This window comes from Hominisplanchenecus murintestinalis (assembly GCF_943193015.1).
GTDB classification, from domain to species: Bacteria; Bacillota; Clostridia; order Lachnospirales; family Lachnospiraceae; genus Hominisplanchenecus_A; species Hominisplanchenecus_A murintestinalis.
Genome location: NZ_CALPCM010000034.1, coordinates 1 through 19,063, shown reverse-complemented (window position 1 = coordinate 19,063; position 19,063 = coordinate 1). Strand labels below are relative to the sequence as shown.

Sequence of the window (19,063 nt, the reverse complement as noted above, 5' to 3'; positions counted from 1 at the left end):
TTTGGAACCTTATTTCTCAATCGTAAGTATCTTATTTCCAAAAGCAACCACATCTCCAGCGTAAAGCTTTTTCCCTCTCTGCTGTTCTATCGCACCATTTACATTCACATGACCATTTTGTATAACAATTTTGGCTTCCACACCTGAATCCACCCAGCCGGCAGCTTTCAATGCCTGACCCAGTTTGATATATTCATCCCTCAATTTGAGTTTTTCCATTTTTTCCCCTTTCTAACGCACCTGCTGCATTATTTTGATAAATTTGGAAATCCATCTTTTTAAATAGCGAGAATCTATGTATTCTCACGCCATAAAATTCACTGGCAGAATCAGATAAATATACGTCTGTGCATCATCGCGGATAAAGCATGGCGCTTTTGAATTTACCAGATAAATAGTAATTATTTCATCATCAATAACCCGAAGGGCATCCATCAGGAATTTAGGATTGAATCCAATCATAATATCCCTGCCTTCTTTGGAAATATCAATTTCTTCATTCATGGAGCCTATCGTTGAATGAATCTTAAGTTCCATTCCCTGATCGTCAATATTCATAATAATAGGTTTTTTATCACTTTCATTCACTAATAAAATAGCTCTGTCTATACAATTTAACAGTTCTTTCTTATTTATTTGAATTTTTGTTTCGTAATCGCTGGAAAGCATCTGGTCAATGCGGAAATATTCCCCTTCTATCAAACGGGAAACTACTACAGTATTATCAAATTCAAATACAATATGATTGTCTGTAAAGAAAAGACTCACTTCATCCTGCGTTTCACCGGATAATATTTTACTTACTTCTATCAGGGTTTTTCCCGGAACGACAACTTTTTTGTCAAGATAACTGTTTTTTAATTCTATTTTGCGTATAGAAATACGATGTCCGTCCAACGAAACTACTTTTAATATATTATTGTTAATCTCAAAGAGTTCTCCTGTCATCATCCGGTTTGTATCATTTGGTGCAATGGAAAAAATTGTCTGCCGAATGATTTCTTTTAAAGTAAACTGTGAGATTGTAATAGAATCGTTTTTTTCTACAAAGGGAAGATAAGAAAAATCATCCCCTGATTTCCCTGAAATATTGAACTTTGCTTTTTCACAGGTAATGACTGCCTGAAGTTTATCGTCTGTTGTGATGGTAACTTCATTATCAGGAAGCTTACGTACAATTTCAGAAAAAATCTTAGCATCCAGGGCAATAATACCTTTCTCTAAGATATCACCTTCAACTTTTGTCTCAATTCCAAGTTCCATGTCGTTGGAAGTGAACTTGATTTCATTTGCAGACGCGTCAATCAGGATGCATTCGAGAATCGGCATGGTTGTCTTTGAGGGGACTGCTTTCATAACAATATTTACGCTTTTTTGTAAATTACTTTTTGAACATATGATTTTCATGTTGACAACTCCTTCTGCTTTGCTGAATAAAAAATGAAAAGAAAATCCGTAATAATAGCCGTAGGGGCTGTTGATTTGTGGAAAACCTCCGGATTGTCCGTAAAATAAGGGATTTCCATCCGGGAAAGTATGTGAAAAACAGAAAGAAAAGCGGATGAAAACTTTGAAGTTATAAACACTCCAAAAATCATCTCCATATTATACACACACTGTCCCCGTGTTATAAACATCCTCTTGTGGATATTAGCCTGGGTTTATTTTTTTCTTTATAATTTCTATGGCGTTGCTGACACTTTCAGAGGACTGCATTTTTTCAGTAATTTTTTTGCATCCATTGATAACCGTAGAATGATCCTTTTTTCCCATCAGTGCAGCCACTGCTTCTAAAGGAATATCTGTCATTTCCCTGCACAGGTACATGGCAATCTGTCTTGGGAGTACGATATCGGAGCTTCTCTTTGGTCCTTTCAGGTCTGTTTCTGATACATGGAAATGTTCTGCTACTGTGGTAATGATAAGGTCTGGAGTTACTTCACGTTTCTCATCCGGTGAAATAATATCTTTTAACGCTTCTTCTGCCAAAGCTACATTGATTTCTCTGTTTTCCAGGTTACTGAAAGCCATAAGTTTATTCAATGCGCCTTCCAGCTCACGGATATTTGATTTGATATTGGTTGCAATATATTGTATTACTTTATCATCAATGTTGTATCCGTCCATTTCCTCCTTTTTCCGAAGAATTGCCATTCTGGTTTCATAGTCCGGGGAAGAAATATCGGCAATCAGACCCCATTCAAATCGGGAACGCAGACGAGCTTCCAGAGTCTGGATTTCCTTTGGGGGTTTATCGGATGAAATAATAATCTGCTTTTTTGCGCCATGCAAATCGTTGAAGGTATGGAAAAATTCTTCCTGCGTAGATTCTTTTCCGATGATGAACTGAATATCATCTATTAGGAGAACGTCAATATTTCTGTATTTTTCACGAAACTTTTTCATAACAGCGTTATTTCCGTTTCGGATAGCCTCAATCAGTTCATTGGTAAAGGATTCGCTGGTTACATAAAGTACCTTTGTAGAAGGGTTTTCTTCTAATATAAAATGAGCAATGGAATGCATCAGGTGAGTTTTCCCTAATCCAACGCCTCCATAAATAAAGAGGGGATTATAAATTTCTCCAGGGGATTCAGCCACGGCCAGGGATGCAGCGTGGGCAAATTTATTGTTTCCTCCTACTACAAAAGTGTCAAACGTATATTTAGGGTTCAGGTTTGATTTTTCAATGATATCATTTGATAAAGCAGAAGGGGATTTCGGTGCATCCTCTACTACAATATTTTTGGCCTGTTCCGGTAATATAAATTCAATATCGCACTCAATCCCTGCGATTTCCGCAATTGCAACTTTTATGGGAAGAGTGTATTTCTTACTGATATAGTTCAGTCCCATATCTCCCTGGGGAACTAAAATATAAGTTTTATTCCCTTCCTTATCGTACTTTAATATGGTAAGGGGTTTTAGCCAGGTATCAAAAGAAATCTGAGACAGTTCATGTTCTATTTTGACTGTTGTCAGGACCTCTTCCCACTTATCTTCTAATATGTTCATTTCAAAATCTCCTTTTGAACCCAATTTCTCTACCATAATAATACCTGAAAATGCCCAAATAAGCAATGAAAAGTTTTATATGAACATATTTATTCACAGAGAAACAGGGATAATGTGAATATGTTGAGAAAGGATATCAACAATATAAACACGCATAAATAAAGGGGTTAGGGAAGTAACCATGAAGTTTTAAACAAGTTATAAAAAAGTTATCCACAAGTTATCCCCAATTTGTGGATAACTTTAATGAACATTATCCACGGTAAAAAAATCAAGGATTTGCTTGACTTACAAGAGGTTTATGCATATAATTGAAATGATGTTTTTTAACATGGAAAATAATGTGCCAATAAATATGCGGCAGCGCAGATATTTTTGGTTAAATAAAAGGAGGTGCCGGTAAAATGAAAATGACGTTCCAACCGAAAAAAAGATCCAGATCAAAAGTTCATGGATTCAGGGCCAGGATGAGCACGAAAGGCGGAAGAAAAGTTCTCGCAGCAAGAAGGGCAAAAGGAAGAAAAAGATTATCAGCATAGGCCGCAGTTTTGTGGCCTTTTCTTGTCATTTCTTCTCTTTAAAAGGAAAGAGGAAAGCATGATATTTTCAGAATCTTTGAAAAAGAACAGAGATTTTCAAAATGTATATCGGAAGGGAAAATCACAGGCGAATAAATATTTGGTGATGTACCTGTGGAAAAACAATACGGAGAAGAACAGGATAGGAATTTCTGTCAGCAAAAAGGTGGGGAACAGTGTAGTAAGGCACCGCCTCACCAGGCTGATTAGAGAAAGTTACCGTCTGAATGAGGACAAGTTTGGGCGGGGATATGATATTGTAGTAATTGCCAGGCCGCAGGCGAAAGGATGCAGTTTCCGGGAAATTGAAAGTGCATTGCTGCATATGCGGAAGATTCACAAAATAGTATGAAGTATTTAGATTGAGGAAAAAAGAAGAGATGAAAAGAATGTTAATCGGGATGATTAAATTTTATAGAAAATATATCTCGCCGATGAAAGGGACGAAATGCCCTTATTTTCCTACCTGTTCCCAGTATGGAATGGAAGCAATCGAAAAATATGGCGCATTTAAGGGCGGAATTCTGGCATGCTGGAGGATTTTAAGGTGTAATCCTTTTTCAAAAGGGGGTTATGACCCGGTTCCATAAGTAAAAGACGTCCAATAATAGGAGGAAACATATGTTATTAACAAAAAGCGGAGGCTGGCTGGGGCCAGTTGCAACTATTTTGGGATATATTATGGATGCTATTTTTAGTTTCTGTAATATGCTGTCCCTGCCTAATATAGGTCTTTGTATTATTTTATTTACGATTGTTATCTATTTACTGATGATGCCCCTGACCATTAAGCAGCAGAAATTTTCAAAGTTGTCCGCGAAAATGAATCCGGAACTTCAGGCGATTCAGAAAAAGTATAAAAATAAGCAGGATCAGGCTTCTATGGTGAAGATGAATGAAGAGACGAAAGAAGTTTATGCAAAGTATGGAGTCTCACCTATGGGAAGCTGTCTGCAGCTTTTGATACAGATGCCGATTTTGTTTGCTTTGTACCGTGTAATCTGGAATATTCCGGCTTATGTAAATGGGGTAAAAGAAGCATTTATGCCTTTGGCAGAGAAAATTATGTCAATTTCGGGAAGTCAGCAGTATTTATCGAACTTTGCGGCTTCAAATAATGTAGATTTTGAAAAACTCGGATATACTACCAATACGATTATTGACTGTTTGTATAAATTTAAGCCGGCAGACTGGAGCGCTATGGCATCAGACGGTAAATTTTCAAGTATTTCAAATATGGTAACAAGTACACAAAACAGTGTTGACCAGATGAATTATTTTTTAGGGATTAATATCGCAGATTCACCGTTTAATATGCTCAGAAATGTATTTGCGGAGGAAAACTTTTCTGTGCTGCTTTTAATTGGGGCATTAGCGATTCCGGCTTTAGCAGGTATTACCCAGTGGCTGAATATTAAACTTTCTACTGTATCAACAAAGAACTCTTCAGGAAGTGATGAAGGAACTATGGCGTCTTCCATGAAGATGGTGAATAATATGATGCCTTTAATGTCTGTTTTCTTCTGTTTTACACTGCCGGCAGGTATGGGTATTTACTGGATTGCGGGCGCAGTGGTAAGAAGCGTACAGCAGGTAGTTGTAAATAAACATATTGAAAGTATGGACATTGATGTGCTGGTTAAACAAAATATGGAGAAAGCTCTGGCAAAGGAAAATAAGCAGCGTGAAAAAATGGGACTTCCTCCGAAAAAGGAATTAGGAAATAAAAAGATAAATACAAGTACCGGAACAAAAAGTATAACTGCTTCCAATGTAAATAAAAAGAAGCCTATGACTGAGGAAGAGAAGAAAAAGCAGATTGAGAATTCTACAGAATATTATAAAGCTCAATCTGAGGCAAAGCCGGGGAGCATTGCTGCGAAAGCGCGTATGGTTGAGCAGTTTAATGAGAAGAGTAAGAAGAAATAGGAGGTTTTACAATGGATTTTATCAAGGTTACGGCAAAAACAGTTGAAGAAGCAATTACAGAAGCAACGATTCAGTTAGAGACCAGCAGTGATCATATAGAGTATCATGTTATAGAAAAGGGCAGTTCAGGTTTCTTTGGTATCGGCAGCAAGCCGGCAGTGATAGAAGCCAGGAAAAAGGAAGAATCCGGCGTTGAATTGGAATTTCAAGAAATTAAAAATGAATCAGTGAAGGTTGGGGAGACAAAAGCAAAGAAACAGCAGAAACCGGCGAAACCTTTAAAGCCGGCAAAGCAGAACTTTAAAGAAAATGAAGTTTCATCTGAGCAGCCTGTAAAACAGCAGCCGGTAAAGGAAGAGGTAAAAGAAGTAGTAAAAAAGGCTCCTGCAAATAAAGAAGAAGTAATTGCAAGAGTAAATGTTTTCTTAAACGATACTTTTCAGGCGATGGGAATAGAAGTGGATATCCGTGCGGAGTTTGAGGGTGACGATACCTTAAATATTGAACTTTCAGGAAATGAAATGGGAATTCTGATTGGAAAAAGAGGACGTACCCTTGATTCTATGCAGTATCTTACAAGTTTGGTAGCGAATAAAGGAAACCATGCATATGTGAGAGTGAAGCTGGATACGGAAGATTATCGGAGAAGAAGGAAAGAAACATTAGAGAATTTGGCTTATAATATAGCTGTAAAAGTCAGAAGGACAAAGAAGACAGTATTTTTAGAGCCAATGAATCCTTATGAGAGAAGGATTATCCATTCTGCACTTCAAAATAATCCTTATGTAAGTACCCATAGCGAAGGAGAAGAGCCTTACCGTAAGGTTGTTGTGACGTTAAAGAAATAGGAAAGAAGATAAAGGGCTGTTGCAAAATCTGCTTATCTGCAGGATATAGCATCTGACAGGGTGCAGGTATGCTGTAGATAAATGTGATTTGTAACAGTTTTTTTTATTGAAGAGGTATTTTTAGTATGAAGAGTGAAACAATAGCGGCAATTTCTACTCCCATGAGTGACGGAGGAATTGGGATTATCCGCATCAGCGGTGAAGATGCTTTTTTAGTTGCCGACAGGATTTATCAGTCAAAAAGCAGAAACAAAAAGCTCTCTGACCAGCCAAGCCATACGATCCACTATGGGTATATTTATGATGATGGAATAGTTATTGATGAAGTTTTGATAATGTTGATGCGTGCTCCCAGGAGCTTTACAGCAGAAGATACAGTCGAGATTAACTGTCATGGCGGAATTGTCGCTATGCGGAAAGTTTTGGAAACTGTTATAAAAAATGGAGCGCGTCCCGCAGAGCCGGGAGAATTTACAAAAAGGGCTTTTTTAAATGGGCGTATGGATCTTTCACAGGCGGAAGCGGTACTTGATGTCATTCAGGCAAAAAATGAATATGCCCTCAAAAGCTCTGTGAGCCAGCTAAAAGGAGCTGTACACAGGGTAGTGTGTGAGCTTCGGAAAGAGATTCTTTACCATATAGCTTTTATAGAATCAGCGCTGGATGATCCTGAGCATATCAGTTTGGAAGGATATCCTGAGAGCCTTAAAAGTGAAAACGAGGGATGGATTTACAGTATTCAGAGACTGATAGATTCTGCTGAAGATGGAAGAGTCATGTCTGAAGGGATAAAGACAGTAATTGTAGGTAAGCCAAACGTAGGAAAGTCCTCTCTCTTAAATATTCTTGTAGGAGAAGAACGCGCAATTGTAACAGACATAGCGGGAACTACAAGGGATGTTCTTCAGGAATCTGTTAATATGAAAGGGATCACTTTGAATATCGCAGATACCGCCGGAATAAGAGATACTGAAGATGCAGTGGAGAGAATAGGAGTGGACAAGGCAAAGGAATCCGCAAAAGATGCAGATTTGGTTATTTATGTGACGGATGCGTCTGTATCCCTTGATGAAAATGATGAAGAGATTATCAATATGCTTAAAGGGCAAAAAGCAGTGGTGCTGTTGAATAAAACAGATTTGGATACCGTGCTTTCAGAAGAAATTTTGAAAGAAAAGATTCCCGGAAAAGAAATTATTCCTATTTCCGCCAAGGAAAACAAGGGGATAGATTTGCTGGAGGAGACTTTGAAAAATATGTTTTTTGAAGGAAAACTGTCCTTTAATGATGAAGTGTATATTACAAACATGCGGCATAAGGCGGCGCTTATAGACGCTTGTGAAAGTTTGAGACAGGTAGAAAGCAGTCTTGCGATGCAGATGCCGGAGGATTTTTATTCTATTGATTTGATGGCAGCTTATGAATCACTTGGTAGTATTATAGGAGAACAAGTAGGAGAAGATTTGGTGGATGAAATTTTTGGAAAGTTTTGCATGGGCAAATGATAAAATTAAAATCTGCCAAAGGAATCATGCAGTAAGTACCATTAGAAAGGGGAAAAAATGAGCGTACTGGAAGAATGGGTAGATGCCGTGGTGGTAGGAGCGGGGCATGCGGGATGTGAAGCTGCCTTGGCGTGTGCCAGAATGGGGATTTCTACAATTATATTTACAGTGAGTGTGGATAGTATTGCCCTGATGCCGTGTAATCCTAATATTGGAGGAAGTTCAAAGGGACATCTGGTGAGGGAGGTAGATGCACTGGGTGGTGAAATGGGAGTTAATATTGATAAGACTTTTATACAGTCAAAAATGCTGAATAAGTCAAAAGGACCGGCTGTACATTCCCTACGAGCTCAGGCAGATAAAGCAGAATACAGCCGCAGCATGAGAAGAGTATTGGAAAATACAGATCATCTGCAGATAAGGCAGGCAGAAGTTACGGAACTTATCGTAGAAGAAGGAAAGATTACGGGAGTAAAACTTCATTCAGGGGCGATTTATCATTGTAAAGTTTGTGTGCTGTGTACAGGAACATATCTAAGGGCACGCTGCATTTACGGGGATGTAAGTGATGCTACCGGGCCAAATGGACTTCAGGCGGCAAATGGACTTACAGAGTCTTTGAAATATCATGGAATCAGGCTACAGAGGTTTAAGACGGGTACGCCTGCCAGAATTGACAAACGTTCTATCGACTTTTCAAAGATGGAAGAGCAGTTTGGAGATGAAAGAGTAATTCCTTTTTCTTTTGCAACAGATCCCGAAACTGTGCAGATAGACCAGGCATCTTGCTGGCTTACTTATACAAATGAAGAGACACATGAAATTATCAGGGAAAATATTCATCGTTCGCCTTTATTTTCCGGAATGATAGAGGGGACAGGACCAAGGTACTGTCCATCTATAGAAGATAAGGTAGTAAAATTTTCAGATAAAAATAGACATCAGGTATTTGTAGAACCGGAAGGACTGCATACAAACGAAATGTATATAGGAGGAATGTCAAGTTCACTGCCTGAAGATGTTCAGTATCGGATGTACCGGACAGTACCCGGATTGGAAAATGCGGAAATCGTGAGAAATGCATATGCAATAGAATATGATTGTATTGATTCCAGGCAATTGAAATCTTCTCTTGAATTTAAAGAAATAAAAGGGTTGTTTAGCGGAGGACAGTTTAACGGAAGTTCAGGCTATGAAGAGGCTGCAGCACAGGGATTAGTGGCAGGAATCAATGCAGCGTGTTCTGTGCTTGGAAAAGAGCCTTTTATTTTGGACCGTTCAGAATCCTATATAGGTGTGCTAATTGATGATCTTGTTACAAAAGAAAACAGAGAACCTTATCGTATGATGACTTCACGTTCTGAGTATCGTCTGCTGCTGCGTCAGGATAATGCAGACTTACGGCTTACGAAAAAAGGTTATGAGGCAGGTTTAATTTCAGAGGAAAGATATCAGGATTTAATAAAAAAAGAGTCGCAGATTGAAGAAGAAATTAAACGTGTGGAAAATGAAAATATAGGTGCAAATCCGGAAGTACAGAGCTTTTTGGAAAGTCATGGAAGCACCCCTCTAAAAACAGGAACAACAATTGGAGAACTTATCCGCAGGCCAGAGTTGAATTATGAGATGTTAGAGCCGATTGATAAAAATAGGCCTGTATGTTCAGACGGAGTAAAAGAGCAGGTAAATATCAATATTAAGTATGAGGGCTATCTTAGACGCCAGCAAAAACAAGTAGAACAGTTCAAAAAGCTGGAAAAGAAAAAAATACCTGAAAATATCAATTATGATGAAATCAAGAGTCTAAGGATAGAGGCGGTTCAAAAATTGAAAATGTATAAACCAGAATCCGTAGGGCAGGCATCTCGGATATCAGGAGTGTCACCGGCTGATATATCTGTACTTTTAGTTTATATGGAACAGATGAAGAAAAGTAGATAAGGGAGAAAATATGGAAAGCCAGGTATTAAAATCAGGATGTGAAAAGCTGGGAATTTTTTTAAATGAAAAACAAGAGAGTCAGTTTATAGAATATTATAAAATGCTGATAGAATGGAATCAGGTGATGAACCTGACAGCTATTACAGAATATGATGAGGTCATGCAGAAGCATTTCGTAGACAGCTTATCATTGGTAAAAGGAATAGATCTTTCTTCATGTGAAACATTAATAGATATAGGAACAGGAGCGGGATTTCCAGGCATTCCTTTAAAAATAGTATTTCCACATTTAAAAATCGTACTTTTAGACTCCTTAGGAAAAAGAGTTAAATTTTTAAATGCAGTTGTGGGTAAATTGGGATTAGACAATAGTATAGCTATTCATGGAAGAGCAGAAGATTTTTCAAGACAGAAAGAATATAGAGAAAAATTTGATATCTGTGTTTCTCGTGCCGTTGCAAATCTGTCCTCACTTTCTGAATATTGTATTCCTTATGTAAAAGTCGGGGGCACATTTATATCCTATAAATCAGGAGCAGTAGAAGGAGAACTCAAAAATGCTCAGAAAGCCATTTCTATTTTAGGAGGAGAAGAAAAGCAAACTTTAAAATTTGTACTGCCTGATAGCGATATTGAGAGAGCATTAGTAATCATTCAGAAAAAGAAAGAAACGCCTCGTAAATATCCCAGGAAAGCGGGAGTGCCGGGGAAAGAGCCACTGTAAACGGCGGGATGTTTCACGTGAAACATTTCAAAGTTAAATTGCGGTTTGTCTGTGAGATTGCCGCTTACACCAGGCAGTTACGGAAGCGATAGTTCCTGTGCTTACTCCGGAAAGTTACGGAACCGATAGTCCCCATGTTTACGCCGTACGCCGGGAAACCTGCCGCATATCCCACACGGACGGAGTAGGCATGGATACTATCGGTTCCGTGGCCGTCCAGCGTAATCGACAAACCGCAATTTGGCATTTTAAATAGGAAATTAGTTTATAGAGGATTTGCATTTCTGTGCAATATAGGGTATGATAAGTACAGTTACATTAGACTGTCGGAAAAAGGGAGTGTTTCTATTGATAAAGGGATATTTACGGAAACAGTTGAAGAATATTGAGGAGAAAATTTCGGAGCAGAGATGTGAACTGAAGAAAATTCAGAGCATGGAACAGATTATTCGTGAAAAGATAAAGGAAATTCAGGAGACGGATATCAACTTTGGGATTTTTTCACCCAGAATCGGAGATATGTCTCCAAGAGATAAGATAAAAGAATTGGAAGGGCAATTAAAGAAAGTTAGAGAAGATAAGGCAACGCAAAGAGAAAATTTAAATGCTTTGAGAGATGAAAGACGGAAGTTTAAAGGAATGTTAGATGAATTAAAAGAATTGGAAAATTTGGCAAAAGAAAAAGGAGAACATTTATAAAAATGTTTCACGTGAAACATTTTAGTAGATTAATGGGGAGAAGAGTGTTATAATCATAAAAGCGGAAAGAGTATGGTTATCTAAGAAAGGGGATTGGAATGGGGAGAACGATAGTAATTGCAAATCAAAAGGGAGGAGTCGGAAAGACAACTACGGCAATTAATTTGTCAGCTTCCCTTGCGGAATCGGGAAAAAAGGTTCTTTTGATTGATATGGATCCTCAAGGAAATAGTACTAGCGGATTAGGAATTGAAAAGGATGAGAAGGAGTATACGATTTATGAATTACTTTTGGGAGAATGTTCAATTGAGGATTGTCTTTCAGAAAGTATATGCAAAGATTTGATAGTAGTTCCTTCTAATATTAATTTAGCCGCTGTTGAGATTGAATTGATAGGGACAGATGGAAAGGAATTTATACTTCGTGATTCAGTTTCCTCAATCAAGGATAAGTATGATTTTATTTTGATAGATTGTCCGCCATCTTTAAATGTATTGACAATCAATGCGATGTGTACGGCAGATACTGTGCTTGTTCCAATCCAATGTGAGTATTATGCATTAGAAGGGCTGTCGCAGCTTATGCATACGATTGAACTTGTGAAAGAGAGATTAAATCCTGATTTAGAAATTGAAGGGGTAGTTTTTACAATGTATGATGCACGGACAAATCTTTCTCTGGAAGTAGTTGAAAATGTGAAAGGAAACTTGAATCAGAATATTTATAAGACAATTATTCCGAGAAATGTCAGGTTGGCGGAAGCGCCTAGTTATGGGATGCCTATCACGAAGTATGATACCAAGTCCACGGGAGCGGAAAGTTACAGGATGTTAGCGGAAGAAGTGATACATAGAGGAGAGGAACAATGGTAGCAAAAAAGGGTGGATTAGGAAAGGGACTTGGAAAAGGACTAGATGCATTGATTCCTGAAGATAGTTCCAGAAAGGTAAATACAAAACCTAAAAAGGAAGTAAGTGTAGAAAAAGTTATAAAAAAAGAAGAAGTCATGGTTAAGATTTCTGATGTAGAGCCGAATAGAGAGCAGCCTCGCAAAAGTTTTGATGAAGATGCATTGTTGGAATTGTCAGAGTCCATTAAACAGTTTGGAATTATCCAGCCTTTGATTGTCCAAAAAAGACAAGATTATTATGAGATTATTGCCGGAGAACGAAGATGGCGTGCTGCAAAAATAGCGGGATTAAAAGAAGTTCCTGTGATTGTAAAAGACTATACGGAACAGGAGATTGTGGAGATTTCATTAATTGAAAATATCCAAAGGGAGAATTTAAATCCTATAGAAGAAGCGCAGGCATATAAAAGGCTTTTGACAGAATTTAATCTCAAACAAGATGAAGTTGCAGAGAGGGTTTCTAAGAGTAGGACAGCTATTACAAATTCTATGAGGCTGTTAAAGCTGGATGAGAAAATTCAGCAAATGGTAATTGATGACATGATTTCCAGCGGACATGCAAGAGCGCTGCTGTCAATCGAAGATAAGGATTTGCAGTATTCATTGGCTGTCAAAATTTTTGATGAAAAGCTCAGTGTCCGTGAAGTAGAAAAGTTGGTGAAAAGTATCCAGTCAGAAAAGCCTGAGAAATCAAAGGATAAAAAAGATGATAGTTTTATTTATAAGGATATTGAAGAAAAAATCAGGTCTATTCTTGGAACAAAGGTTCATGTAGTACACAAAAGCAATAATAAGGGAAAGATAGAAGTTGAGTATTATTCAAATGAAGAATTGGAGAGACTTATAGACTTACTAGAAACCTTGAGAGATAGATAAACATATAGGAGGCAGATATGGAAGGCGGTATTTTTGATGCACTCGGTATTGATGCTGGAATCATTTTAATTATCCTTATGATAATCATGGTGATTATGATTGTTTATATGGTAAAGCTTTCTTTTAAGATGACCAGATTTTTGAAGAAATACAAGATATTTATGAGAGGACAGGATGGCGCTTCTCTGGAAAAGTCTTTTATGCATAGCTTTAATGAATTGGACAAGCTGATAGAATCCAATAGAAACCATATGGAGGAAATCAAACATATCAAAGAAATCCAGGCAATTACTTTGAATAAGACGGCGATTGTAAAGTATGATGCATTTAAGGAAATGGGAGGTAAACTGAGCTTTGCATTGGCAATGTTGGATGCAGAAAACAGTGGGTTTGTACTGAACGCTATTCATAGCAGAGAAGGATGCTACACTTATATTAAAGAAATTGTGAAAGGTGAGTCCTACATTGTGCTTGGAGAAGAAGAAAAGGAAGCACTTCGTCAGGCAGTGAATATGCATAATGAAATGTAGAAATAAAGCAGTTAAAAAGATTTTGATGTATACAGCAAGGATAATAAAAAAGTAAAATTGAATGAAAGACCCTGGAAAATCAGGGAATGATAAAAGAAAAGAGAGAGGGAAAGAACATGTTAGATATCAAATTTGTACGCGAGAATCCGGAAATAGTAAAGCAGAATATTAGAAATAAGTTTCAGGAACAGAAGCTTCCATTGGTAGATGAAGTGTTGGAACTGGACACAGAGAATAGGAAAATTAAGCAGGAGGTAGAAGTTCTGCGGGCAGAAAAAAATAAGCTTTCTAAACAGATAGGCGCTTTGATGGGCCAGGGAAAGAGAGAAGAAGCTGAAGAAGTGAAAGCGAAAGTAACAGCGCAGGCGGACAGAATAACGGAATTAAGTGAAAGAGAAAAGAAAGTAGAAGAAGAACTGAAAAAAATTATGATGGTAATTCCGAATATTATTGATGCTTCTGTTCCGATTGGAAAGGATGACAGTGAGAATGTAGAGATTGAAAAGTTCGGAGAACCGATGATACCTGATTTTGAAATTCCTTATCATACGGAAATTATGGAAAGATTTGATGGAATTGATTTAGAAAGTGCAAGAAGAGTCGCAGGAAATGGTTTCTATTATTTAATGGGAGATATTGCCAGACTTCACTCTGCAGTTATTTCATATGCCCGTGATTTTATGATTGAAAGAGGTTTTACTTACTGCGTACCTCCATTTATGATCCGCAGTGATGTGGTGACAGGTGTAATGAGTTTTGCAGAAATGGAAGCTATGATGTATAAAATTGAAGGTGAGGATTTGTATCTGATTGGTACAAGCGAGCATTCCATGATTGGGAAATTCATTGATACGATTTTACAGGAAGAAGAACTTCCAAAGACAATGACAAGTTATTCTCCGTGTTTCCGAAAAGAAAAAGGAGCGCATGGAATTGAGGAAAGAGGAGTTTATCGAATTCACCAATTTGAAAAGCAGGAGATGATTGTTGTATGTAAACCTGAAGAGAGCATGAAATGGTATGATAAATTGTGGCAAAATACAGTTGACTTGTTCCGTTCATTGGATGTTCCTGTACGTACTTTGGAATGTTGTTCCGGAGATTTGGCAGATTTAAAAGTAAAATCTTGTGATGTAGAAGCATGGTCTCCAAGACAAAAGAAGTATTTTGAGGTAGGAAGCTGTTCAAATCTGGGAGATGCCCAGGCACGCCGCTTAAAGATTCGCGTAAATGGGGAAAGTGGCAAGTATTTTGCACATACACTGAATAATACAGTGGTAGCGCCGCCAAGAATGCTGATCGCTTTTTTGGAAAATAATTTGAATGCGGATGGAAGCGTAAATATTCCAGAAGTACTTCGGCCGTATATGGGCGGGATGGAAGTTATGGTTCCAAAAAAATAAGAAATTCAAGATAAAATCATTCTAGCCGGGGGAGGTGACAGGATGCATAGTTATATGAGGGCAATTGGTTTTTCGGATATTAAGGATGGAAATGAAATAAAAGATATTATTCATGACGTCTTTTATGAATATGATAAAAGAGAGGCTGTAAAAGAGGATAAAGGCCGTGCTTTTGTGGAATATTCAAAGGATTTTGGACCTGATATGGGGATAACTGTCTGTGGAATCCTAGATAAAGAAGGGTTTCACCAGGAATATTATTATCCTTATCTGAAAGGAAGCGGAATTACCACGAGAGAAGATATTGTGATAGAAAAACGTGGCGCAAATGAATCTTTTTCAGGTGTATGCGAGGACATACGGGTAGGAATTTCACTAATTTTCTACTTAAGAAATGCAGTAACTTATAAGAAAAAGAATATCTTGGGAAACCTGCTAAATCCGAATATCAGTGCGACATTTTCAGGTCTTTCTTTAAGCGGGAAAATATTGCTTCCGCTTCTTAAGGATGAGGAGCAAGTGCGCTCTAATTTAGAGGCAGCAAGAAAAAGAAGCCGTCTGATTGCAGAAGCACGAAAGGGTGACGAAGAGGCAATTGAGAGCTTGACTTTAGAAGATATTGATATGTATACTACCATTTCCAGAAGGATTCAAAAGGAGGATGTTTTCAGCATTGTAGAAACATATTTTATGCCTTTTGGGGTAGAATGCGACCAGTATCATATTTTAGGAGAAATCAAAAGTGTCCAGAAGGTTAAAAATGAATATACAGGTGAAAAAATATATCAGATGAATTTGGAATGTAATGATATGGGTTTTGACATTTGTATTAATGCAAAGGATCTGCTTGGCGAACCAGAGATTGGAAGAAGATTTAAAGGTTCTATCTGGCTGCAGGGACATATGAACTTTCTTGAGGATTAACTGTATGTAACAGGTCAGCTTGGCTGAACTGTTACAGCTGTTTAAAAAAAAATACTTGCAGAAACAAGGGGAATTGTGGTAAAATAATATTTGTTCGAAAGGACAAAGTAATTGATTTGCCAAATGTCGCTATAGCTCAGCTGGATAGAGCGACCGCCTCCTAAGCGGTAGGCCGGAGGTTCAAATCCTCTTAGCGACGCTGAAAACATCGCCGAAAACATTGATTTTTCAAGGTTTTCGGCGTTTCTCATTTTCCAAATAAATTTGAACTCGTAGCAATGTGCGATTAGCAGGAGCGATTTTTGCTAATCAAAATGGCTCTCCTGCTAATCGAAGAAAAAATCGTGCTAAAAAGTCTGCCAATTGAAAAGGCAAAAGTTACTCGTTCAAAGAGATTTTTTCTGGTGTTACATAATCCCGTATGTTTGAATATATTGCCGTTCGTTTATATAATGAAAGAAAAAAGATAGTAATAATGAGGGAAATGCAAAGGATGCCTTTAATAAACTTGATTTGACAGAGAAACAAAGGGAAGTCTGTCAACGTCTTATAGATTGCAGGGATAAGCAGGATTTTGAATACGGTACTCATGCGTATATTGCAGGACTGATACATGCGTTTCATATAATGGCGGTGTTATTCCCAGAGAAATGGGATACAGAGAGAATAAGAGAAGCTTTATCACGAAAGAACAGGTAAGGAAGATAATAAAACTGAATATATTTTTACATAGCCGATTGGTGTAGTTTATAACAAAACAGCCAGTCGGCTTTTTTTATTGTCATGAATCCTTTACATAGCCACCTTGACAAAGTGGCTAAATTTATGCGAAAGGAGGACGCACCTATGTCAAATTGCAAAGTAATCGCTCTGACAAATCAGAAAGGCGGTGTCGGCAAGACCACCACGGCGGTCAATCTGGGAGTAACTCTGGCACAGCAGGGTAAGAAAGTCCTGCTCATTGATGCCGATGCACAGGCAAATTTAACCATGTCGCTCGGTTACAGCCGACCAGATGATTTACCCAATACACTCTCAACCATTATGCAGGATATTATTGATGATAAATCCGTCGATGTTTCCAAAAGCATCCTGCACCATGACGAGGGCGTTGACCTGCTCCCGTCCAACATTGAACTGTCGGGCTTAGAAGTAAGGCTGATTAACGCCATAAGCCGTGAAAGTGTGCTGAAAACCTGCATCAATGAGGTAAAAAAGAATTATGATACAGTCCTTATTGACTGTATGCCGAGTTTAGGTATGCTCACAATCAATGCACTTGCGGCGGCTGACAGCGTGGTTATCCCGACACAGCCCCATTATCTTTCTGTAAAGGGCTTAGAGCTGTTGCTTCGCTCCGTGTCTAAAGTCAAGCGGCAAATCAATCCCCATCTGCGGATTGACGGTATCTTAATGACGATGGTAATGCCACGCACGAACATTTCTAAAGAGATTACCGCAACGGTAAAGAGTGCATATGGGCAGAGAATCAAGGTGTTTGATACCCAGATACCCCATTCCATCCATGCAGTAGGAGCCACCGCAGAGGGAAAAAGTATTTTTGCCTACGACAAAGGCGGCAAGGTAGCCGCTGCTTATGAACAATTCGGAAAGGAGGTAGCGGAGATTGGCGAGGCTCAATGCCTACCTTGCCGATGTAGACAGGCAGGCACAGGAACGTCTTGAAAGGCTCATAGAGGACATGAAACAGGCACAAGGCATAACGGAACAGCTAAAGGCTGAAAATGCGTTAGAATGGACAGGAAGAGTGAATAATATAAGGGCTTGTGCGAGGGAGGTTGTGAACGAGGAAATTATTTACACATAGGCAATACAGCGGCAGAGGGTTAAATCTCTGTCGCTTTTTTCTGGAATCTTAGTGTCTGTATTCGTACCTTTCACATTAGAATCTTGAGAAAGGCAGTATAGGTGTTTATAATTGTGTTGGAGGTGTTAAATGGATATTCAGATTATTGAACATATAAAGGAAAAGTTACAGGTGGTTATTAATTGCTGACAGATAGATGATGAAATTATGCGGTTCAAATATCACATTGAAATGTTTGACAAAAAACTACAGGCAAAAAAGATAAAGAATAGCCTGCATTAATTATTTGATGTTCTAGTAGTCAACTGATGGTTGAATTAGAGAATCAACCAATAGTTCCTTCCAAAAAAAATGCTTATTATGTATGATAAAACTAGGAGGTAAGAAATGAATCAAGAAAAAATTGGAAAATTTATTGCTGAATGTCGTAAAGAAAAAAATCTTACTCAGTTACAGCTGGCAGAAAAGCTTAACATTAGTAATAGGGCGGTTTCAAAATGGGAAACAGGAAAAAGCTGTCCAGATGTATCGATAATGATGGAGCTATGTGACATTCTTGGAATAAATGTAAACGAATTGTTAGCAGGAGAAAGGATTATAATGGAAAATTATCAAAAAAAGGCAGAACAAAATTTGGTGGAATTACAGAAACAAAAAGAGCAAGCAAACAAGATGAAAAGAAAATTGGAAATATTATGGGGAGTGATTGCAATTATTCTATGTCCAGTTCATTTAGCTATAAATTATTTTTATCCTGGAAATCAAGGAACATATATTGGCTGGGTGATTTTGATGATAGGGGCTTTTTTGTTTGTACCATATTTTTTGAAATATTACAAAGTAGAAATTAAATTGAAATAAGTTACTAACTGATATATTTGAACTTTTTTTTGTAAAGAAAAAGCCAAATTCCTATCTATCGGGCAGGTAAATATTTCGTCAAAGAGCCAGACACATAGATGCAGAGCCGATAAACATGTGGAATAAAAATCACAGTTTATCGGTTCTGTTTCATTTCATAAGGTTTTAAGGCAAACGTCCACCAAATAAAAAAACGGTGTATGATGGGTGGTTTTGCTATGCCTGAAAGACTTAACAGATACTCTCCAAACCTGTTTTGAAGTTTGGAGGGATTTTTAGTACCATATAAGTGTAAGAGATAAGGCATATCATTAGTGCTTTACCTTCTGCACTTATTTTTTTATGATAAGGGAGTAATTGGTCTGGCGAAGCGATTTTTGGATTAACCACATCCGTCATAAAAACCGTCAACCATCCCTTATTATAAGCAGTCGTTTAAGCAGGTTGAAACCCGTAAGGTGCTTTCGTGTAACGAACTAAAATGAGTGGTAA

General features: G+C 37.9%; 20 protein-coding genes, 1 tRNA gene and 1 pseudogene. 18 read left to right on the top strand and 4 right to left on the bottom strand.

Annotated elements, in window-relative coordinates; translation table 11 throughout:
• Nucleotides 1-9: 9 nt before the first annotated feature.
• From NFR99_RS11220 to dnaA, 3 genes are all read right to left on the bottom strand, one after another.
• The gene (locus NFR99_RS11220) at nt 10-219 is read right to left on the bottom strand and encodes an RNA-binding S4 domain-containing protein (RefSeq protein WP_120486214.1); all 210 of its coding nucleotides are present in this window, start codon (nt 217-219) and stop codon (nt 10-12) included.
• A gap of 84 nt (nt 220-303) precedes the next feature.
• Entirely contained in the window at nt 304-1,407 is a 1,104-nt protein-coding gene (dnaN, locus tag NFR99_RS11215) for a DNA polymerase III subunit beta (RefSeq protein ID WP_120486213.1), read from the bottom strand.
• A gap of 243 nt (nt 1,408-1,650) precedes the next feature.
• On the bottom strand, nt 1,651-3,015 hold the full coding sequence (gene dnaA, locus NFR99_RS11210; protein ID WP_120486211.1) for a chromosomal replication initiator protein DnaA: 1,365 nt from the start codon (nt 3,013-3,015) through the stop codon (nt 1,651-1,653).
• A gap of 404 nt (nt 3,016-3,419) precedes the next feature.
• Between dnaA and rpmH the strand changes: the two genes are divergently transcribed.
• The 8 genes from rpmH (at nt 3,420) to rsmG (ending at nt 10,540) form a co-directional block, all read left to right on the top strand.
• Nucleotides 3,420-3,554 (top strand): 50S ribosomal protein L34, encoded by a 135-nt coding sequence (gene rpmH / locus NFR99_RS11205; RefSeq protein WP_120486210.1) that lies wholly within the window; start codon nt 3,420-3,422, stop codon nt 3,552-3,554.
• Between the two features lie 58 nt (nt 3,555-3,612).
• Nucleotides 3,613-3,945, top strand: coding sequence for a ribonuclease P protein component (rnpA, locus tag NFR99_RS11200; RefSeq protein WP_120486209.1), 333 nt, complete (start codon nt 3,613-3,615; stop codon nt 3,943-3,945).
• Between the two features lie 28 nt (nt 3,946-3,973).
• On the top strand, nt 3,974-4,183 hold the full coding sequence (gene yidD, locus NFR99_RS11195; protein ID WP_120486208.1) for a membrane protein insertion efficiency factor YidD: 210 nt from the start codon (nt 3,974-3,976) through the stop codon (nt 4,181-4,183).
• A 31-nt stretch (nt 4,184-4,214) separates the two neighbouring features.
• Entirely contained in the window at nt 4,215-5,522 is a 1,308-nt protein-coding gene (locus NFR99_RS11190) for a YidC/Oxa1 family membrane protein insertase (protein WP_135976630.1), read from the top strand.
• Nucleotides 5,523-5,533: 11 nt separating this feature from the next.
• Complete coding sequence (gene jag, locus NFR99_RS11185) at nt 5,534-6,370, top strand: RNA-binding cell elongation regulator Jag/EloR (protein ID WP_120486206.1); 837 nt, start codon at nt 5,534-5,536, stop codon at nt 6,368-6,370.
• A 125-nt stretch (nt 6,371-6,495) separates the two neighbouring features.
• Complete coding sequence (gene mnmE / locus NFR99_RS11180; protein ID WP_251353640.1) at nt 6,496-7,875, top strand: tRNA uridine-5-carboxymethylaminomethyl(34) synthesis GTPase MnmE; 1,380 nt, start codon at nt 6,496-6,498, stop codon at nt 7,873-7,875.
• 57 nt (nt 7,876-7,932) lie between these two features.
• Nucleotides 7,933-9,816: a tRNA uridine-5-carboxymethylaminomethyl(34) synthesis enzyme MnmG gene (gene mnmG, locus NFR99_RS11175; RefSeq protein WP_135976628.1), complete on the top strand. Its 1,884-nt coding sequence runs from the start codon at nt 7,933-7,935 to the stop codon at nt 9,814-9,816.
• 10 nt (nt 9,817-9,826) lie between these two features.
• On the top strand, nt 9,827-10,540 hold the full coding sequence (rsmG, locus tag NFR99_RS11170; RefSeq protein WP_120486203.1) for a 16S rRNA (guanine(527)-N(7))-methyltransferase RsmG: 714 nt from the start codon (nt 9,827-9,829) through the stop codon (nt 10,538-10,540).
• 64 nt (nt 10,541-10,604) lie between these two features.
• Here the strand turns inward: rsmG and NFR99_RS11165 are convergent, their stop codons facing one another.
• On the bottom strand, nt 10,605-10,772 hold the full coding sequence (locus tag NFR99_RS11165; RefSeq protein WP_251353639.1) for a hypothetical protein: 168 nt from the start codon (nt 10,770-10,772) through the stop codon (nt 10,605-10,607).
• Between the two features lie 203 nt (nt 10,773-10,975).
• Between NFR99_RS11165 and NFR99_RS11160 the strand changes: the two genes are divergently transcribed.
• From NFR99_RS11160 to NFR99_RS11115, 10 genes and pseudogenes are all read left to right on the top strand, one after another.
• Entirely contained in the window at nt 10,976-11,239 is a 264-nt protein-coding gene (locus NFR99_RS11160) for a hypothetical protein (RefSeq protein ID WP_251353638.1), read from the top strand.
• 98 nt (nt 11,240-11,337) lie between these two features.
• Entirely contained in the window at nt 11,338-12,111 is a 774-nt protein-coding gene (locus NFR99_RS11155) for a ParA family protein (RefSeq protein ID WP_120486156.1), read from the top strand.
• Nucleotides 12,105-13,025: a ParB/RepB/Spo0J family partition protein gene (locus NFR99_RS11150; RefSeq protein WP_120486157.1), complete on the top strand. Its 921-nt coding sequence runs from the start codon at nt 12,105-12,107 to the stop codon at nt 13,023-13,025. Before NFR99_RS11155 ends, NFR99_RS11150 begins: the two co-directional genes overlap by 7 nt.
• A gap of 17 nt (nt 13,026-13,042) precedes the next feature.
• Nucleotides 13,043-13,555 (top strand): DUF4446 family protein, encoded by a 513-nt coding sequence (locus NFR99_RS11145; protein WP_120486158.1) that lies wholly within the window; start codon nt 13,043-13,045, stop codon nt 13,553-13,555.
• Nucleotides 13,556-13,671: 116 nt separating this feature from the next.
• Nucleotides 13,672-14,958 carry a serine--tRNA ligase gene (gene serS, locus NFR99_RS11140; RefSeq protein WP_135976625.1) on the top strand — a complete coding sequence of 429 codons (1,287 nt, stop codon included), beginning with the start codon at nt 13,672-13,674 and terminating at the stop codon, nt 14,956-14,958.
• Nucleotides 14,959-15,012: 54 nt separating this feature from the next.
• The gene (locus tag NFR99_RS11135) at nt 15,013-15,882 is read left to right on the top strand and encodes a DUF3881 family protein (protein WP_251353637.1); all 870 of its coding nucleotides are present in this window, start codon (nt 15,013-15,015) and stop codon (nt 15,880-15,882) included.
• A gap of 125 nt (nt 15,883-16,007) precedes the next feature.
• A tRNA-Arg gene (locus NFR99_RS11130) sits at nt 16,008-16,081 on the top strand.
• 647 nt (nt 16,082-16,728) lie between these two features.
• Nucleotides 16,729-17,568 (top strand): ParA family protein, encoded by an 840-nt coding sequence (locus NFR99_RS11125; RefSeq protein WP_251353636.1) that lies wholly within the window; start codon nt 16,729-16,731, stop codon nt 17,566-17,568.
• A pseudogene (locus NFR99_RS11120) lies at nt 17,516-17,710 on the top strand (TnpV protein); the annotation flags it as partial. The gene NFR99_RS11125 and the pseudogene NFR99_RS11120, both read left to right, overlap by 53 nt.
• Nucleotides 17,711-18,097: 387 nt before the next feature.
• Nucleotides 18,098-18,571, top strand: a complete 474-nt coding sequence (locus NFR99_RS11115) for a helix-turn-helix domain-containing protein (RefSeq protein ID WP_120486484.1) — start codon at nt 18,098-18,100, stop codon at nt 18,569-18,571.
• Nucleotides 18,572-19,063 lie beyond the last annotated feature (492 nt).

What these genes read in the sequence shown, in the direction of transcription:
- rpmH (WP_120486210.1), top strand. Translation starts at nt 3,420, where the DNA reads ATGAAAATGACGTTCCAACCGAAAAAAAGATCCAGATCAAAAGTTCAT.
- jag (WP_120486206.1), top strand. Translation starts at nt 5,534, where the DNA reads ATGGATTTTATCAAGGTTACGGCAAAAACAGTTGAAGAAGCAATTACA.
- rnpA (WP_120486209.1), top strand. Translation starts at nt 3,613, where the DNA reads ATGATATTTTCAGAATCTTTGAAAAAGAACAGAGATTTTCAAAATGTA.
- NFR99_RS11160 (WP_251353638.1), top strand. Translation starts at nt 10,976, where the DNA reads ATGGAACAGATTATTCGTGAAAAGATAAAGGAAATTCAGGAGACGGAT.
- NFR99_RS11220 (WP_120486214.1), bottom strand. Translation starts at nt 219, where the DNA reads ATGGAAAAACTCAAATTGAGGGATGAATATATCAAACTGGGTCAGGCA.
- NFR99_RS11145 (WP_120486158.1), top strand. Translation starts at nt 13,043, where the DNA reads ATGGAAGGCGGTATTTTTGATGCACTCGGTATTGATGCTGGAATCATT.
- serS (WP_135976625.1), top strand. Translation starts at nt 13,672, where the DNA reads ATGTTAGATATCAAATTTGTACGCGAGAATCCGGAAATAGTAAAGCAG.
- dnaN (WP_120486213.1), bottom strand. Translation starts at nt 1,407, where the DNA reads ATGAAAATCATATGTTCAAAAAGTAATTTACAAAAAAGCGTAAATATT.
- NFR99_RS11190 (WP_135976630.1), top strand. Translation starts at nt 4,215, where the DNA reads ATGTTATTAACAAAAAGCGGAGGCTGGCTGGGGCCAGTTGCAACTATT.
- mnmE (WP_251353640.1), top strand. Translation starts at nt 6,496, where the DNA reads ATGAAGAGTGAAACAATAGCGGCAATTTCTACTCCCATGAGTGACGGA.
- NFR99_RS11125 (WP_251353636.1), top strand. Translation starts at nt 16,729, where the DNA reads ATGTCAAATTGCAAAGTAATCGCTCTGACAAATCAGAAAGGCGGTGTC.
- rsmG (WP_120486203.1), top strand. Translation starts at nt 9,827, where the DNA reads ATGGAAAGCCAGGTATTAAAATCAGGATGTGAAAAGCTGGGAATTTTT.
- dnaA (WP_120486211.1), bottom strand. Translation starts at nt 3,015, where the DNA reads ATGAACATATTAGAAGATAAGTGGGAAGAGGTCCTGACAACAGTCAAA.
- NFR99_RS11135 (WP_251353637.1), top strand. Translation starts at nt 15,013, where the DNA reads ATGAGGGCAATTGGTTTTTCGGATATTAAGGATGGAAATGAAATAAAA.
- NFR99_RS11115 (WP_120486484.1), top strand. Translation starts at nt 18,098, where the DNA reads ATGAATCAAGAAAAAATTGGAAAATTTATTGCTGAATGTCGTAAAGAA.
- mnmG (WP_135976628.1), top strand. Translation starts at nt 7,933, where the DNA reads ATGAGCGTACTGGAAGAATGGGTAGATGCCGTGGTGGTAGGAGCGGGG.
- NFR99_RS11155 (WP_120486156.1), top strand. Translation starts at nt 11,338, where the DNA reads ATGGGGAGAACGATAGTAATTGCAAATCAAAAGGGAGGAGTCGGAAAG.
- yidD (WP_120486208.1), top strand. Translation starts at nt 3,974, where the DNA reads ATGAAAAGAATGTTAATCGGGATGATTAAATTTTATAGAAAATATATC.
- NFR99_RS11150 (WP_120486157.1), top strand. Translation starts at nt 12,105, where the DNA reads ATGGTAGCAAAAAAGGGTGGATTAGGAAAGGGACTTGGAAAAGGACTA.